This window comes from Lacrimispora sanguinis (assembly GCF_044987295.1).
Taxonomy (GTDB): domain Bacteria; phylum Bacillota; class Clostridia; order Lachnospirales; family Lachnospiraceae; genus Lacrimispora; species Lacrimispora celerecrescens_B.
The window spans coordinates 3,327,464-3,341,850 of record NZ_CP173277.1 but is presented as its reverse complement, the minus strand read 5'-3'; the positions used below and the strand labels follow the sequence as shown (position 1 = coordinate 3,341,850).

Sequence of the window (14,387 nt, the reverse complement as noted above, 5' to 3'; positions counted from 1 at the left end):
GTACCGCTTTATCGGGTGTAAAGGGATATCCGAAGGGTGTTTCTTGTCTGATTATACGTCATAAGAAAAAAATGCGCAATAATTCCCTTAAAACGGTAAGCCCTGGCTGTTTCATGCCAATAAAAAACAGACGCCTAAGTTCCGGACTGATACTCCTTTTGCCGGAACTGCGGCGTCTGCCTATATATTGATTATTCGTTTTCCTCGACCTGTTCTTCTGATAAGGTGAATACCTGTCTCTTACGAGCCATTTCATCACTTGCCAGATACTCGTCGTAGGTAGTGATCTTATCGATCAGCTGTCCGTTTACGATCTCCATAATACGGTTAGCCGTTGTCTCAACGATCTGGTGGTCACGGGAGGAGAAAAGCAGAACTCCCTGGAATTTTACCAGACCATTATTGAGTGCTGTAATAGACTCCATATCCAAATGGTCCGTAGGCTCGTCGAGCGTCAGAACATTGGCGCCGGAAATCATCAACTTGGAAAGCATGCAGCGCACCTTTTCTCCACCTGACAATACCCGTACCTTCTTTACTCCATCCTCTCCGGCAAACAACATACGGCCAAGGAATCCACGCACATAGGTGGCTTCTTTTTCCGGAGAATACTGGGTCAGCCAGTCAACGATGGTATCATCGTTATTAAACTCTTCTGTGTTGTCCTTCGGGAAATAACACTGGCTGGTGGTAAGACCCCATTTGTAATCGCCCTCATCCGGCTCCATTTCACCTGCAAGAATCTTGAACAGAACGGTCTTTGCCATCTCATTCGGTCCCACAAAGGCCACTTTATCTTCACGGGTTAAGGTAAAGGAGATATTGTCCAAAATCTTTACTCCGTCAATGGTCTTTGATAAATTATTAACACTTAAAACCTCATTGCCGATTTCACGGGCAGGGCGGAAATCAATGTATGGATATTTACGGCTGGATGGTTTGATGTCATCCAGTTCGATTTTCTCCAACGCACGCTTTCTGGAAGTCGCCTGCTTGGATTTGGAAGCATTGGCGGAGAAACGCTGGATAAATTCCTGCAGCTCCTTGATCTTTTCTTCCTTTTTCCGGTTGGCTTCCTTCATCTGCTTTACCATCAGCTGGCTGGACTCATACCAGAAATCATAGTTACCTGCATAAAGCTGGATCTTACTGTAGTCAATGTCTGCGATATGGGTGCAGACCTTATTTAAGAAGTAACGGTCATGGGAAACCACGATAACCGTATTTTCAAAGTTAATGAGGAATTCCTCAAGCCATGCAATGGCATCTAAATCCAAGTGGTTGGTAGGCTCGTCAAGAAGCAGGATGTCCGGGTTTCCGAACAGTGCCTGAGCAAGAAGCACCTTAACCTTTTCCGCACCGTTTAATTCACTCATATATTTGTAGTGAAGATCTGTCTCGATTCCAAGGCCGTTTAAGAGGTTTGCCGCATCGGATTCTGCCTCCCAGCCGTTCATGGTAGCGAATTCACCTTCTAAGTCCGCTGCCTTGATGCCGTCTTCATCGGTGAAATCTTCTTTCATGTAAATGGCATCTTTTTCTTTCATGATCTCATAAAGCCTGGTATTTCCCATAATAACGGTGTCAAGCACCTGGAAGCCATCATATTTAAAGTGGTCCTGTTTTAAAAAGGAAAGTCTTTGTCCCGGCGTTATGACAATATCGCCGTTTGTAGGCTCTAGCTCACCGGAAAGTATTTTAAGGAAAGTGGACTTTCCCGCGCCGTTAGCGCCAATCATCCCGTAGCAGTTGCCTTCGGTAAACTTAATGTTCACCTCTTCAAACAATGCTTTTTTCCCGAGTCTTAATGTTACGTTATGTGCACTGATCATCTTAAATTCCCTTTCTGCAATCTGGTTATCATTCTCTAGCCAAAATCATCAAAATAGGGGTCCATTGGCCCCTTCTTCTGTCATCTCTATTATTGTACATGAAAATCCCGAATTTGCAAGCTTTTTATCTTGGAAAAAGAAGTACATTACTCCATTGGCTTATGAAATGCTTGCCTTCATGGGGTAAATTATGCCTGCATATTCGGGATTTTGATTATTTTACTTTGCGGCTTCCACCCTTAAGGGGAAGTTGGTTTTGCTTCCTGCATCATAATCAACGGTCACGTAGGTCACCTTTATCATGGCCCCGCTTCCATTGCTGTCATCGGTGGCGGTCCCAAGCACATCAGTGTCCAGTCCCTCGCAGTTGTCCTTTATAAACCCAATCTCTTCGCCGGACTCCGTCTTAATGGTAAAGGTACTCATAGCCTGGTCCATAACGCTTCCGGTTACTTCCTGCACCTTCATGTTCTCCTGCCCGTCCAATACCAGGACAGGCTTGGCATTCGTGGCATCTGAACCGGAAATTTCTCCCTTATAGATAACAGAAACCTGTACCTCTGGCTCCAGCGCATAGGAGGTCTCCACCACCGTACCGCTTAAGTCAAAGGTCATTTCCTTGCCGCCGCTTTCCACGGTCATGTCTTCTAAGTTGTCCCCAACCTTTTTGACCGTACCGGCCAGTATCTTAAATTCTGCTCCATTGCCAGGTGCTTCCTGGCTTGCCTCTCCCGTACTCTCAGAGCTGGGGGCCGTACTTTCCGTTACCGTATTTGCAACACTTTCCGTATTCTTTGCAGATTTTCCACAGGCTGTAAATAAAACTGCAGCACAGACAGCTACTGCTATAATCCATGTTTTTTTCATAAGCATCCTCTTCTTTCTTTCCTAAATCACCTATGATTCCACACTTAGTATAGCATCCGATTGTGAAAAATCTTTATCTTTTTCCTTAATTAATTTTACGAATTGCCTAAAATTGGTAGTTTTCCGCTTAAAATCGAGATTCTACAGGCTTTTGCACTTACCAACTGCTACCATCTAAAAACAGTCAAAACCAGGGGGCCTGCAGTCAAAATGCAGTCAGAAAATGATATAATTCTATGAATGGGCGGGCCCGGAATACCGGATACCCGCCTATACATTACTCCATTATCTTAAATTTTTATGAGTCCCGACCCATGCCATGAGGTACGTCATTTTCCTTACATTCCTATTAATCTCTAATTATAAAGCATTTTTGTACTTAAATCATTTCCTACTATTTACAGGAATTGCAGTTATTGTCTACAATAATTGCGGAAAGCGATGCATGATTAATAGAAGTAACGCCAACCGTAGCAACGCCGGCAACCCTAGCAACTACGCTGTAAGTGCAGCAGTCATCATTGCACAGATCACAGTCGCAAACGAAGAAGGTGAAGGTGTTAGCTTCAGTAATAGCTACAAGCCGTGAGAAAGTCCAAATTGGTCCTACGGGAATAGGAGTCAGCATATCTTTACACTGTTTGAATACCTGGAAATTCAGAGTAATTACAGCAGCGGTAGTAACGATATTACTTGCAAATTCAAGTTTAATGCATGGGTTTTTTATAGCTTTTGTATCAACACTTACAGTGGTCAGAGTAAATGCAGCACCGGCAACTGTTGCCAATGGTATGGTTACGCCTCCCTGGCTGCCGCATTTTAATATTGTTCTGTTTGGCTTTAAGTGCTTTCTGGGACGTTCGCATACGATATTGCAGTTGAACTCCTCACATTCATCACAATCGCATTCACGATCTTCAATATAACAATCACTCATAATGCTACCTCCATATATTTACATAGACAGATAAAATAATATTTGTTCCAACAGTCATATTCCATTATATTATAAAAAAAAGAGTATGCTACACTTTTGAAGGTACAATCTTTTAATGGACCCCAAATACTCGAACCTGCCTATACTTTACTCTGCCAATCCCGGATTCCGTGATCAGAGTACCTTTGAGCATGACGCCATACGCCAGTGATCTATACAAGGCGGGGGTTGACATCAAGCAGGCTCAATACCTCCTGGGACATGATGATATCAAGACTACTCTTGACACATACACCCATTTTGGCTATGTAGATGTAAAAGTGGATAAGTTGGAGGCGTACTATGATGCAGTCAAGATGCAGTCAAATAATAAAATAATACCTCTCAAACATGCATAAACACGAGGTCTGAGAGGTTTGTGAAAAATCTTTATCTTTTTCCTTAATTAATTTTACGAATTGCCTAAAATTGGTAAATTCAACCTTCGCCATACCTACCAAGAAAACTCTGGGTCCGCTCGTTACTGGAAGAAAATACCTCTTCCGGAGTCCCCTCCTCTACGATCACGCCGTCAGCCATAAAGATGATCCTGTCTGAGATATCCTTTGCAAAGGCCATCTCATGGGTCACAATAACCATAGTGATGTGCATGTCTGCAAGGGACTTAATGACCTTTAATACCTCTCCCGTAAGCTCCGGATCCAGGGCGGAAGTCGGTTCATCAAAAAACAGGATCCTTGGATTTAGGGCCAGTGCCCTTGCAATGGCTACCCGCTGGCATTGCCCACCGGAAAGCTGGCAGGGATATGCTTCTGCCTTATCCTCCAGTCCCATCTTCTTAAGAAGCTCCATGGCTTCGGAATAAACTTCTTCCTTATCCCGTTTCTGCACATGAATCGGCGCATCGGTAATGTTTTTTAAAACCGTCATATGAGGAAATAAGTGAAAGTTCTGGAATACCAGGCCGTAATTCTTCTGTATTTCCTTTCGTTTTTCCCCTTTGGCATAGATGGCCTTTCCATCGGGCCCGTTCCATACGGCCTTTTCTCCCAGGTAATTAAGTTCTCCACCATCCATCTCTTCCAACATAGTTGCGCAACGAAGCAGGGTGGATTTTCCCGAACCGGATGGACCGATGATGGAAACGATCTCGCCTTCCTTTACCGACAGGGAAATATCCCGAAGCACGCCCTGGCCATCAAACGCTTTTTTTACATGGTTCATTTCCAGTAAGTACATCTTATCTTCCTCCTATTGATAATAGTTCATCCGCTTTTCTATATATTCCATTCCTACTGCCACGATAAGGTTAAAGACATAATAAAACAGGCCTGCTGCCACAAAAGGTATCAGGCTTGTCTGAGATGAGGCCAGAGCCTTGGCAACTGCAAACATCTCTAAAACACTGATGGAAAAAGCTAAAGAGGTGTCCTTTACCAGGGTAATGACCTCATTGGTCACTGACGGCAAGATCCGTTTCACCACCTGGGGAAATATGATACGAAAAAAGGTCTGAGGTTTTGTATAACCTAAAAGCTTTGCCGCCTCATACTGCCCCACCGGCATGGACTGGATGCCGCTCCGGTATATTTCGGCAAAATACGCTGCATAGTTGATGACAAAGCCGATGAATGCGGCCCAGAGACGATACCCGTTCCCGACCTTTATGCCCAATAAATAGTAAGGTCCGAAATACACTACCATCAACTGCAGCATTAGTGGAGTTCCCCTCATGACTGAAATATAAAATTTAACAATGGCCCGTATAACAGGGTTTTTTGACATCCTTCCAAAGGATACCAAAAGTCCCAGGGGCAGAGAAAAGACCAGCGTCACGATAAATATCTGGATGCTGACCCACATTCCCCCTGCCAATTGTAATAATATCTTTGTTAAAGCCATGATTTCTCCTCCATGTTCTAAAAAATAGGGTCCGGCCCATGGCTGGGGGACCGAAACCCATAATAAAGTCTTTATTTCTGCAAGCAATGAGCCAGGTGCAGGAATGTGCTTGCATTCTACATCTGGCAAATGCTATAAGGTTCAATTATTATTTAACTGTGGTTACATCCTTGCCAAACCATTTTTCTGAGATATTTTTAAGGGTCCCGTCAGCCGCCATGGCATCTAACTGTTCCTGAACCTGATCTCTTAAGGTATCATTCCCTTTCTTAAAGCCAACGCCGTATTCTTCTGCGGCAAGAGCCTCATCAAGGATTAGAAAATCCGCTTTTCTTTGTTCGATCTGGTATCCTGCAACAATCACATCCATTGCAATGGCATCCACTGCTCCCATCTCTAAGTCCATAAATGCGGTGTTGTAATCCGGCGTTGTCTGAAGGGTTCCAAAGGTTCCTGCCAGCTTTCCATCCGCCTGCAATGCCTTTTCCGCAGAGGAATCCGCCTGAACCTCAACGATCTTTCCTGATAAATCGGCTAGGGTTTTGATGTTTGAGTCCTTACCCACTACAAACACCTGACTGTTTTCCATATAGGGCTTTGTCCAGGTATAACCGTCCTCACGGCCTGTAATGGTAAAGCCATTCCAGATGCAGTCAATATTTCCTGCCTCCAGCTCCATGTCCTTGGCATCCCAGGCAATTGGCTGGGGAACAAACTTCCTGCCAAGACGGTTAGCCACCTCCTGTGCCAGTTCTAAATCAAAACCGGTATATTCTCCGTTGTCACCGACAAAACCCATGGGCGGGAAATCCTGGTCAAATCCAACGGTAAATGTATTAGCTCCTGATCCTGTTTCTTTTGCAGTCGTTGCAGCGGTATCGGAAGACGCAGAAGCCGTAACTCCGCTCTTTTGCCCGGAACAGCCCCCAAGCAGGACTGCCGCTCCCAACACTGCTGCTATAAAAATTCCTTTTTTCATAATTGCATCCTCCTCTATCTTTTCATGTGCTACCATGGTAGCATACTAAAGCGTTTCTGTAAAGAAGAAATTTGCAATTATAAAATCAGTTTCAAAAAAAGAACATAATTAAAACCAGAATGAGAATTGCGATCGCAGCTCCCGCCAGGAAGACATGACTTATGCTGCCTCCCTTCCCTCTGGGAGACAGCTCCGGCTCCGCAAGCATTCCCCAGGGACTTAACTCAAGGATTCCCAAGGGAATCCCGCCTAAATCCTCTCTGCCCATAAAGGACAGAAATTCCTTCCAGTCCCTTTCTACGATCCTCTTCCCCTCTTTCCAGTCCTCCCTTGGATCCTTTTTGTCCTTCGTAAAAAAGGATCCGGAATCATCCTTAGTTTCCAGGCATTCCTTATCCTTTAAAAACTGCTGATAGGCATGTCTTATCCCTTTGTTTGCAGTCTCCCGCAGATCCTTGGTGGTCTGATAGAGGTTCATCATATAATAATAGACTTTGTAAGCAGCCCTGGGCTGAAAGAGAGTATTCCTGCCCCCCAGCTTTTTCATAGCGCCCTCAGACTGCTTAAATGCTTCCTGTATATAGTAATCGATCATTCGGTCAACCGCTTCCCTTATATCAGCGGCCAGTCCCTTATTAATTCCGGAATAGGCACCAAAGGTTTGGGATTTAATCGCCATCAAAGCAGCTGCAAACCCATAAAGTTCCTCGCTTCCTCCGGAAAGCCCGGAGCCCCTTAATAAATTACCCCTGTGGTTTATATATCCGGCAAAACCCTCCGCCGATTCAAGATCAGAAGGAGAATAAACCGTATTTTTTCCCATAGAAGAAATGGAGGCCTTAGCACCAGATGTCTTACTCCCTGGAAAACTGCTCCCATCCAGGGCGGACAGGGGAACCTCCCTTCGCATCCGCCAGGCATACCGGGGATCATTCTTTATCCGTCCCTCCCCGGCAGGCTGATAGATCATCCCTTGTTCTGCTTCATTTCCGGATTCATTTACCGGGATTCTAATGCTGCCCGGATTTAAATTAGCCGTATCACCGGCATGTTCTTGTTCTTCAAAAACCCTATCCAGCTCCACACTGCTTAGTGTATTTCCTGTAACACTGCGGTAAAGCGCACCTTTTAAAGCCGCCATGGAGCTATGGGACCCGAAACTCCCAAAGAGTATTTTCAGTTCCCCCATGCGCGCCTCCAGCACCTTCATAAGGATATCCGATAAAACGTTTTCCAGTGCAGCAAGCTGATCCTCCTGTACTTTTGCCGTGGTATTTTCAAGGATTGCCTGCAGCAGTTCCTTATAAATCACTGCAAGATACTCCAGTTCCTCAGGGAAGGGCTTTAAGTCAGAGGGACTCCACGACAAGATACCCTCCCATGCCAAATCAGCCTCTTCCTTTCCCCACATTTTATCGAGATCAGAAAGCTCATCAGTGCTTAGCTTATAATAGGCGCTTTCATCTGACAGGGCGGCTGTATCTCTGGCAGATCTTGTTTCCCTTCTGTCTTCCCCGCCTTCCTCGCTCTTTTTCTCACGGTTTTTCTCTACGTTCCGGCTCAGTTCTTCCATAAACCGCTCACTGGCCTCAATCCGCCCTTTTAAATCCTCTTCCTCCACGGCCCGCTGAATGTCCACGGCCGCAGGTTCACCTTTTGGAGCCGTAGCAGACGGTTGATCCTGTGCCTTTATCTCCATGTATTCACTCCCTTTTGGTTCCTTTCACATCAATCAGTCTTTTTCATCCTGATAGACGATCCGGCCTCCGCAGATGGTATATTTCACCTTTCCAAACAATCGTTCTCCTGTAAACGGAGAATTAGAAGACTTGGAGGCATATTCTCCTACTGTCCATTCCTCATTAGGATCGAAAATTACCAAATCTGCAGCACATTCTTCCTCTATGCACCCAAAATCCAGCCGGTACAGTTTCGAAGGATTGAAACTCATCTTTTTCATCAGCTCCATCATAGTCAGATGTCCGGGGCGGACTAAGTTTGTCACACCAAGTCCCAGCGCAGTTTCAAGCCCGATGATTCCGCTTGGGGCCTGGGTCAGTTCCTTTGCCTTTTCCTCGGCACTGTGGGGTGCGTGATCCGTGGCTATGATATCAATACTTCCGTCCTTAAGTCCCTGGATTATGGCCTTGCGATCCTTTTCCGTCCGAAGGGGAGGATTCATTTTTGCCAGGGTCCCATGTTTTAATACCGCATCCTCTGTGAGAGTGAAATGATGGGGTGTCACCTCCGCATACACATGAGCTCCCAGCTCCTTTGCAAGCCTCACCATCTTAACGGAGGCGGCGGAACTGATATGCTGGATATCTACCGTTGCACCGGTATGAAGGGCGATCATACAGTCCCGGGCAACCAGGCTGTCCTCCGCCAAAGCCGGGGAACCAAAGATTCCAAGCTGTTCGGATATTTTACCGTGGTTAATACCATTATTTATGATAAAGGCGGGATCTTCCTCATGAAAGCTCAATGGAACGTTAAGCTTCACAGCCCGTTCCATGGCTTCCTTTACCAGTTTCTCATCAAGGAGGGGGATTCCGTCATCAGTAAATCCCACTGCCCCATAAGTCTTTAATTCTTCCATATCCGTCAGTTCTACGCCAAGAAGTCCCTTTGATACAGCTGCTGCCTGCAGCACATGGATGCCTGTTTTCTTCCCTTCCTTCATCACATACTGAAGGGTTTCTACATTATCCACGGGAGGCCTTGTATTCGCCATACAGACAACCGCCGTAAACCCACCTTTTGCAGCTGCTCTGGCTCCGGTCTGGATATCCTCCTTATAAGTAAGACCAGGATCCCGGAAATGAACATGGACATCAACAAACCCAGGGGCAACAATAAAACCGGAAGCATCGATTACTACATCTTCCTTTGAAGCGGGAAGGGCATCTACTTTAAGCTGTTCTCCCATACCGACAATCTTCCCATCTGCAATACAGATATCCATAGTTCCTTCCACCTGATTCCCAGGGTCTACAACATGAGCATTTTTAATCCATATCATCTTCTATTCCTACCTTTCTCTCTTATCTATCGTCCACTTCCTCCTGTTTCTTTGCAGCAAATGTAAAAAATTTCTGAGGCAGCTCAAAAACAAATACAATACCAAGTACTATAGCGACCGCCACCTTACATGCAAGAAAGCCGGTCCGAACCGCCAGCGCCAGATCATCCGTCACAATATAATAAGCCGTCCAGTATATTCCCGCTCCAGGCACCAGGGGAAAAATACCGGATATTAAAAATATAGTGACAGGACATCGTTCCCTTACGGCAAAAGTCCTGGAAAGAAAAATCACCACAATGGTGGCCGCCAATGCGGCCGATGGAGCCGTCATCCCATTCATGAGTCCCCCGTATACCAGCCAGCCTGCTCCGCCTATTAACCCACAGTATGGATAAAACCTGGCAGGAACCCCAAACAAAAGGGAAAAGGCAACCGTTCCAACAACCGCAGCAGCGGCTTCCATAAACACACTCATAAAAGTACACCTCCTGTCAGCCGGTGGAACATACTGAAAACCATTCCAACACCCATGGCTATGCAGAAGAATACCAGCAGCGCATCAAGCATCCGGACAGAGCCAGAGATATAATCACCGTCTGCAATATCCCGGATGGCATTGGTAAATGCAACCCCCGGAATCAACGGCATGATAGAACCGATGATCATAAAATTTAAATTCTCTCCAAAATGGAGCAGATAAAGTACCGTGCACAAAAATGTGACCAGAGCTCCTCCACCGATGTTTCCTACGATCTTTGAGAGATGGGGGCTGCTTAGAAATATCACATATACATATAGGAGAATCCCGGAGCCAAAGGCCGATAAACTGTCTCTTAGGGTTCCTCCAAACAGATAACAAAAGCAGGCGCTTCCGACGCCGGAGGCGAGGATCTGCATGGTTCTTGGTTTACCCGGCATGACCCGAATCTGATCCAGCCGGTGCTTCACATCACCAGGGCTTAAAAAGTCTTTCTCAATTTCCCTGGATAGCTGGTTTACCGCCGCTACCCGGTCCAAATGGGTTCCGCTCACCGGAATATGCTGGACTTTCGCAAATATTTCTTCTCTCTCATTGCCTGAAGTCGTAAAAATCCCATTGCTGAGAACAAAGGAATTTCCGGACCGTATGCCATAGTGGCAGCAGATCCGGTCCATGGTCTCCTCCACCCGGAAGATCTCCGCCCCGTTTTCCAGTAAAATATGCCCTGCCTGCATGGCGGCCTCTAAGACCTCTCTCTGTTCCTCAGGGGTCAGCTCCCCTGGCTGTTCCTTCTCGTTTTCCATAAAAGCCTGTCTCCTACCCGATTTCTAAGCATTCCCCGTCTTCATGGATCTCGACAATCCGGTCCCGGTAAGATGCAGAAATATCCATATCCTTTAACCTTCCGATCACAGAAAAATCTCCCCAGAAGTGCATGGGAAATGCATGGCTTACCCGGGTCTTTCTCATAAATTCATCAAAACCAAGAGAAAAAGCCTTCTCCTGTCTGGGATCCAGCGGGAGAAAGGCTGAATCTATGTGCATGCCTGATAGCTTATCCACTTCCGCAGAATACTGCTTTGCCATCTGGTCATTCCAGCTGTCCGGTTCCCCTTCCCATCTCCAGTTGTTTAAATCTCCGGCATGGTAGATGACCTTTCCTTCTGCTTTTACAAGGAACGCAACGCCTTCGTCGGTGGAGCGGAAGGTCAGGACCTGAACATCTGCCATTTCTACCGAAGGGACAGGGCCTGTTATGTTCCCTTCTGAAATAGAAAAGCAGATCTTTTCCCCGGGCTTCATAAATACCACCTCATTGAGAAGCTCTTTGGGCAGCCGCCCCTTAGGGATATCATCCGAAAGGATGTACCTGGTTTTCTCATGCTCCTTTATAAGCTCCAGAATTTTGTCAGAATAATGATCCCCGTGGCGGTGGCTTGCAAAAACAAGCAGGGGTTTTTTGTTATTGATTTTAGGCAGAGAACCCTCTGTATAATCAAACAGCAGGGTTACTGTCTCAAGCTCCGCCAGAAATGCGCTGTGATGGATATAGGTGATTTTCATTGGAAAAGGCCTCCTTCTTATGGCTGTTTGGAAAAATTATATCACAACTGCCATCATTCTGCATAGCAGGGGAACGTAAAAAGAGCGGGGACAATAGTCCCCGCTCCGGAAATTTAGCATTCCTGACCGAATCAGTAATTCTGCCGATTAGTTTGCTGCTTTTGTAGATTCAACTTCTTCTTCTGCAGACTCTGTTTCTACTTCATCTGCTGCTGCATCTTCGCTGCTCTCTTCATCAGAAGCCTCGTCTAAGGTAACATCTTCTGTTTCAGATTCTTCTACAACTTCTGTAGACTCATTCTCAGTAGTAACTTCTTCTGTTGTAGCCTCTACAGTTGCCTCAGTAGCTGCTGTTGTTTCAGCAGTCTTTGTGCTTCCACATGCAGAGATAGATGCCATTGTTAATACGGCTACGCCTGTAAGTACCAGTTTTTTTGCTGTTAATTTCATAATTATTCTCCTCCTTGCGATACATAGGTGTTATTGTTTTATGTATCTGTTGCGGTTCCATGTTGTCCTATGTCCCTGAAACCGATTCCCAGTTTAGCACCTTGAGAAAACAAAGTCAATGATTCCAACACGCTTTTTTCCCCGGTCAAAAACAGGCAAAATCTAAAAAATAATTACAACTTGGACCGGATGGTCTCATGATAAATTATGAAATTGTACTCTTGAACTTTTTTTATTTAACAGGTTTCAATTTTGTCCACTCTAAAAATATGACAATAATACTCCATATATCAATAAATTTTTTGTTATATTTGACTACCATTTTCCTGGTAAAACTGGAAATCAGGTAGTCAGATCAAAACTTTCTCCTATCATCCGTCTGATATCTTCCTCCGGTACAGACCCGTCAAGTAGAATTGTATTCCAATATTTTTTATTTAAATGATATCCCGGAAGTACACCTGAGAATGCATTTCGCCAAAACTCCACCCACTCCGGATCACATTTTAAATTGATACAGACTATCCCATCCCGTTCATAGATCCAGGCAAACACCTTTTTGTTTTTCCTGTGCCGGATAACGGCCCATTGGTGGTCACGAAAGGGATAATCTTCGTAAGCCTCAGGATAGGTTAAGCAATAAGTAATTAATTCCGCTCTGGTTTTCATCGCAGTCTCTCCCCTCTCTCCCCATGACCATTGCAGGCCGGTTCAATACCTGCTATACTTATCATATAAGTAACGGATAAAATATGGACAAAACGGAGGAATTTTCTATGTTAAAAGAACTGGTTTTAAAATGCCGTACCTGCCGCCGGTTTTATGAGAATGAAACGGTTTCCACGAGTGACTTAAGGGATCTGGTGGATTTAGCCAGGCATACCGCTTCAACAGCTAATTCCCAGGCGCTGAAATTCCGGCTGTGCAACACTCCGGAAGAAAATGCCAAGGTATTCGATACCCTGGGCTGGGCCGGTGCTTTGCCTGATTGGGATGGCCCGGAAAAGGGGGAACGCCCATCTGCCTACATCATCATTCTATGCGATCTCTCCCTTGGAAAAAACAAACTGTATGATGATGGAATTACTGCCCAGACCATCATGCTTGGGGCTGTGGAAAAGGGATACGGCGGCTGTATATTGGGGAACGTACAAAGAAGTAATCTGGCTGAAGCTCTTTCCATCGATCCTTCCCTGTACTCCATCGATTTAGTCCTGGCCCTTGGAAAGCCCAAAGAAGAAGTGGTCATTGTCCCAATGAAAGAAGACGGGGATACCCGTTATTACCGGGATGAGAATCAGGTACATTATGTTCCTAAAAGAGCCCTTGATGATATGATCATTTAGGAACCCTTAGCCGGCTTACGCTTCCGTCGCCTGCCGGACAGGCGGTGATACGGCATCTAATCCATAGTTTAAAATCTCTGTCCGCATTTGGGGCAATATTCAAAGTCCTCTATGGTTTCATATCCGCAGTGGGAACATTGCTTCCGGTTCCAGTCTGAAGTCCTGCGGCCGGACTGCACCAGGGTTAAATCCTGCTCGCTAATGTCTACAGACTCCCTATGATTCAGTCTTTTTCCTTTTTCGGAGTTCAGTTCGTAAAGGGTATTACAGCAGGACATTTGAACGTAATAATGTCTGTCCCATTTTATGATGGGGATGAAAAAGATACTGAAATAACTGTAAGTCATAAATACCTGGTATCTGCCATAGCCTCCACACAGGCCGCAGATCACTGTTTTTGTATAATCGAGTATTTTCTTTCCCTGGCTCATGCCACATATAAAAAACATAAGTTCCTCCTGATAATGAATATTGGTTTTGACCTTGAATGTATCATGAATATTTATTTGAATTTTATCATAATTCCAAGTCGCTTACAACACATATAAGGCCATATGAAAGGCAAGCGAATACGAAATTCACGTTAGTTGTTTCGCTCAAAAAGAACGCAAAAGAGAAAGGTGCCGCAAAATGATTGATTAATTGCCATTTTGCAGCACCTTTCCTATGTTTTTTATATAGCATTCCCAAAGAATGTTCCACGAAATGAGTGAGGGCACTCCAGCATAGTAAGTGATCCGCTCATGCTGCAATGCCCTTAAAATCATCTGTTATCTTCTGTTCCAGCCTCTGAACGGCCAAAAAAAGTAATCAGGTACAACCCGCAAATTCCTACTAGAGCATACACGATTCTTGTAATCCATGTCATGCTGCCGAAAATAAATGACACCAGGTTGAAATTAAAGAAACCTACCAGCCCCCAATTGACTGCGCCTATAATTGCTATAGTCAGAGCTGTGTAACTCAATGCTTTATTTCCCATTGCACTACCTCCTTTTCTTTCTT

At 45.2% G+C, this 14,387-nt stretch carries 17 protein-coding genes; 2 read left to right on the top strand and 15 right to left on the bottom strand.

Annotated features, from left to right (window positions below):
- Nucleotides 1-191: 191 nt before the first annotated feature.
- The 3 genes from ACHZES_RS15555 to ACHZES_RS15545 all read right to left on the bottom strand — a co-directional run bounded on the left by ACHZES_RS15555 (nt 192) and on the right by ACHZES_RS15545 (nt 3,636).
- Nucleotides 192-1,832, bottom strand: a complete 1,641-nt coding sequence (locus tag ACHZES_RS15555) for an ABC-F family ATP-binding cassette domain-containing protein (RefSeq protein WP_038283513.1) — start codon at nt 1,830-1,832, stop codon at nt 192-194.
- A 219-nt stretch (nt 1,833-2,051) separates the two neighbouring features.
- The gene (locus tag ACHZES_RS15550; RefSeq protein WP_038283510.1) at nt 2,052-2,699 is read right to left on the bottom strand and encodes a hypothetical protein; all 648 of its coding nucleotides are present in this window, start codon (nt 2,697-2,699) and stop codon (nt 2,052-2,054) included.
- A 394-nt stretch (nt 2,700-3,093) separates the two neighbouring features.
- Nucleotides 3,094-3,636 (bottom strand): DUF4489 domain-containing protein, encoded by a 543-nt coding sequence (locus tag ACHZES_RS15545; RefSeq protein ID WP_038283508.1) that lies wholly within the window; start codon nt 3,634-3,636, stop codon nt 3,094-3,096.
- Nucleotides 3,637-3,806: 170 nt separating this feature from the next.
- On the opposite strand from ACHZES_RS15545, the gene ACHZES_RS15540 reads away from it, so the two are divergent.
- The gene (locus tag ACHZES_RS15540) at nt 3,807-4,034 is read left to right on the top strand and encodes a tyrosine-type recombinase/integrase (RefSeq protein ID WP_404820243.1); all 228 of its coding nucleotides are present in this window, start codon (nt 3,807-3,809) and stop codon (nt 4,032-4,034) included.
- A 79-nt stretch (nt 4,035-4,113) separates the two neighbouring features.
- On the opposite strand, the gene ACHZES_RS15535 is transcribed toward ACHZES_RS15540, so the two are convergent.
- The 10 genes from ACHZES_RS15535 to ACHZES_RS15490 all read right to left on the bottom strand — a co-directional run bounded on the left by ACHZES_RS15535 (nt 4,114) and on the right by ACHZES_RS15490 (nt 12,705).
- Entirely contained in the window at nt 4,114-4,875 is a 762-nt protein-coding gene (locus ACHZES_RS15535) for an amino acid ABC transporter ATP-binding protein (RefSeq protein WP_395547176.1), read from the bottom strand.
- 12 nt (nt 4,876-4,887) lie between these two features.
- Complete coding sequence (locus ACHZES_RS15530; protein WP_038283505.1) at nt 4,888-5,538, bottom strand: amino acid ABC transporter permease; 651 nt, start codon at nt 5,536-5,538, stop codon at nt 4,888-4,890.
- Nucleotides 5,539-5,686: 148 nt separating this feature from the next.
- Nucleotides 5,687-6,517 carry an amino acid ABC transporter substrate-binding protein gene (locus ACHZES_RS15525; RefSeq protein ID WP_038283504.1) on the bottom strand — a complete coding sequence of 277 codons (831 nt, stop codon included), beginning with the start codon at nt 6,515-6,517 and terminating at the stop codon, nt 5,687-5,689.
- Nucleotides 6,518-6,608: 91 nt separating this feature from the next.
- Nucleotides 6,609-8,216 (bottom strand): hypothetical protein, encoded by a 1,608-nt coding sequence (locus tag ACHZES_RS15520; RefSeq protein WP_395547177.1) that lies wholly within the window; start codon nt 8,214-8,216, stop codon nt 6,609-6,611.
- A gap of 33 nt (nt 8,217-8,249) precedes the next feature.
- Nucleotides 8,250-9,539, bottom strand: coding sequence for a dihydroorotase (locus ACHZES_RS15515; protein WP_395547178.1), 1,290 nt, complete (start codon nt 9,537-9,539; stop codon nt 8,250-8,252).
- 22 nt (nt 9,540-9,561) lie between these two features.
- The gene (locus ACHZES_RS15510) at nt 9,562-10,017 is read right to left on the bottom strand and encodes a threonine/serine exporter family protein (RefSeq protein ID WP_038283499.1); all 456 of its coding nucleotides are present in this window, start codon (nt 10,015-10,017) and stop codon (nt 9,562-9,564) included.
- Nucleotides 10,014-10,826, bottom strand: coding sequence for a threonine/serine exporter ThrE family protein (locus tag ACHZES_RS15505; RefSeq protein ID WP_395547179.1), 813 nt, complete (start codon nt 10,824-10,826; stop codon nt 10,014-10,016). Before ACHZES_RS15505 ends, ACHZES_RS15510 begins: the two co-directional genes overlap by 4 nt.
- Nucleotides 10,827-10,839: 13 nt before the next feature.
- Entirely contained in the window at nt 10,840-11,586 is a 747-nt protein-coding gene (locus ACHZES_RS15500; protein WP_395547180.1) for an MBL fold metallo-hydrolase, read from the bottom strand.
- Nucleotides 11,587-11,733: 147 nt separating this feature from the next.
- Complete coding sequence (locus tag ACHZES_RS15495) at nt 11,734-12,036, bottom strand: hypothetical protein (RefSeq protein ID WP_395547181.1); 303 nt, start codon at nt 12,034-12,036, stop codon at nt 11,734-11,736.
- A 342-nt stretch (nt 12,037-12,378) separates the two neighbouring features.
- Nucleotides 12,379-12,705 (bottom strand): MmcQ/YjbR family DNA-binding protein, encoded by a 327-nt coding sequence (locus ACHZES_RS15490; RefSeq protein ID WP_038283492.1) that lies wholly within the window; start codon nt 12,703-12,705, stop codon nt 12,379-12,381.
- A gap of 107 nt (nt 12,706-12,812) precedes the next feature.
- Here ACHZES_RS15490 and ACHZES_RS15485 point away from each other — a divergent pair, with 107 nt between their 5' ends.
- Nucleotides 12,813-13,382, top strand: coding sequence for a nitroreductase family protein (locus tag ACHZES_RS15485; protein ID WP_395547182.1), 570 nt, complete (start codon nt 12,813-12,815; stop codon nt 13,380-13,382).
- A gap of 68 nt (nt 13,383-13,450) precedes the next feature.
- On the opposite strand, the gene ACHZES_RS15480 is transcribed toward ACHZES_RS15485, so the two are convergent.
- Both ACHZES_RS15480 and ACHZES_RS15475 read right to left on the bottom strand, forming a co-directional pair.
- Complete coding sequence (locus tag ACHZES_RS15480; RefSeq protein WP_395547183.1) at nt 13,451-13,831, bottom strand: zinc ribbon domain-containing protein; 381 nt, start codon at nt 13,829-13,831, stop codon at nt 13,451-13,453.
- A gap of 314 nt (nt 13,832-14,145) precedes the next feature.
- Complete coding sequence (locus tag ACHZES_RS15475; protein ID WP_038283488.1) at nt 14,146-14,364, bottom strand: DUF378 domain-containing protein; 219 nt, start codon at nt 14,362-14,364, stop codon at nt 14,146-14,148.
- Nucleotides 14,365-14,387 lie beyond the last annotated feature (23 nt).

Coding starts and splice junctions, on each gene's coding strand:
- ACHZES_RS15555 (WP_038283513.1), bottom strand. CDS start 1,832: ATGATCAGTGCACATAACGTAACATTAAGACTCGGGAAAAAAGCATTG.
- ACHZES_RS15550 (WP_038283510.1), bottom strand. CDS start 2,699: ATGAAAAAAACATGGATTATAGCAGTAGCTGTCTGTGCTGCAGTTTTA.
- ACHZES_RS15545 (WP_038283508.1), bottom strand. CDS start 3,636: ATGAGTGATTGTTATATTGAAGATCGTGAATGCGATTGTGATGAATGT.
- ACHZES_RS15535 (WP_395547176.1), bottom strand. CDS start 4,875: ATGTACTTACTGGAAATGAACCATGTAAAAAAAGCGTTTGATGGCCAG.
- ACHZES_RS15530 (WP_038283505.1), bottom strand. CDS start 5,538: ATGGCTTTAACAAAGATATTATTACAATTGGCAGGGGGAATGTGGGTC.
- ACHZES_RS15525 (WP_038283504.1), bottom strand. CDS start 6,517: ATGAAAAAAGGAATTTTTATAGCAGCAGTGTTGGGAGCGGCAGTCCTG.
- ACHZES_RS15520 (WP_395547177.1), bottom strand. CDS start 8,216: ATGGAGATAAAGGCACAGGATCAACCGTCTGCTACGGCTCCAAAAGGT.
- ACHZES_RS15515 (WP_395547178.1), bottom strand. CDS start 9,539: ATGATATGGATTAAAAATGCTCATGTTGTAGACCCTGGGAATCAGGTG.
- ACHZES_RS15510 (WP_038283499.1), bottom strand. CDS start 10,017: ATGAGTGTGTTTATGGAAGCCGCTGCTGCGGTTGTTGGAACGGTTGCC.
- ACHZES_RS15505 (WP_395547179.1), bottom strand. CDS start 10,826: ATGGAAAACGAGAAGGAACAGCCAGGGGAGCTGACCCCTGAGGAACAG.
- ACHZES_RS15500 (WP_395547180.1), bottom strand. CDS start 11,586: ATGAAAATCACCTATATCCATCACAGCGCATTTCTGGCGGAGCTTGAG.
- ACHZES_RS15495 (WP_395547181.1), bottom strand. CDS start 12,036: ATGAAATTAACAGCAAAAAAACTGGTACTTACAGGCGTAGCCGTATTA.
- ACHZES_RS15490 (WP_038283492.1), bottom strand. CDS start 12,705: ATGAAAACCAGAGCGGAATTAATTACTTATTGCTTAACCTATCCTGAG.
- ACHZES_RS15485 (WP_395547182.1), top strand. CDS start 12,813: ATGTTAAAAGAACTGGTTTTAAAATGCCGTACCTGCCGCCGGTTTTAT.
- ACHZES_RS15480 (WP_395547183.1), bottom strand. CDS start 13,831: ATGTTTTTTATATGTGGCATGAGCCAGGGAAAGAAAATACTCGATTAT.
- ACHZES_RS15475 (WP_038283488.1), bottom strand. CDS start 14,364: ATGGGAAATAAAGCATTGAGTTACACAGCTCTGACTATAGCAATTATA.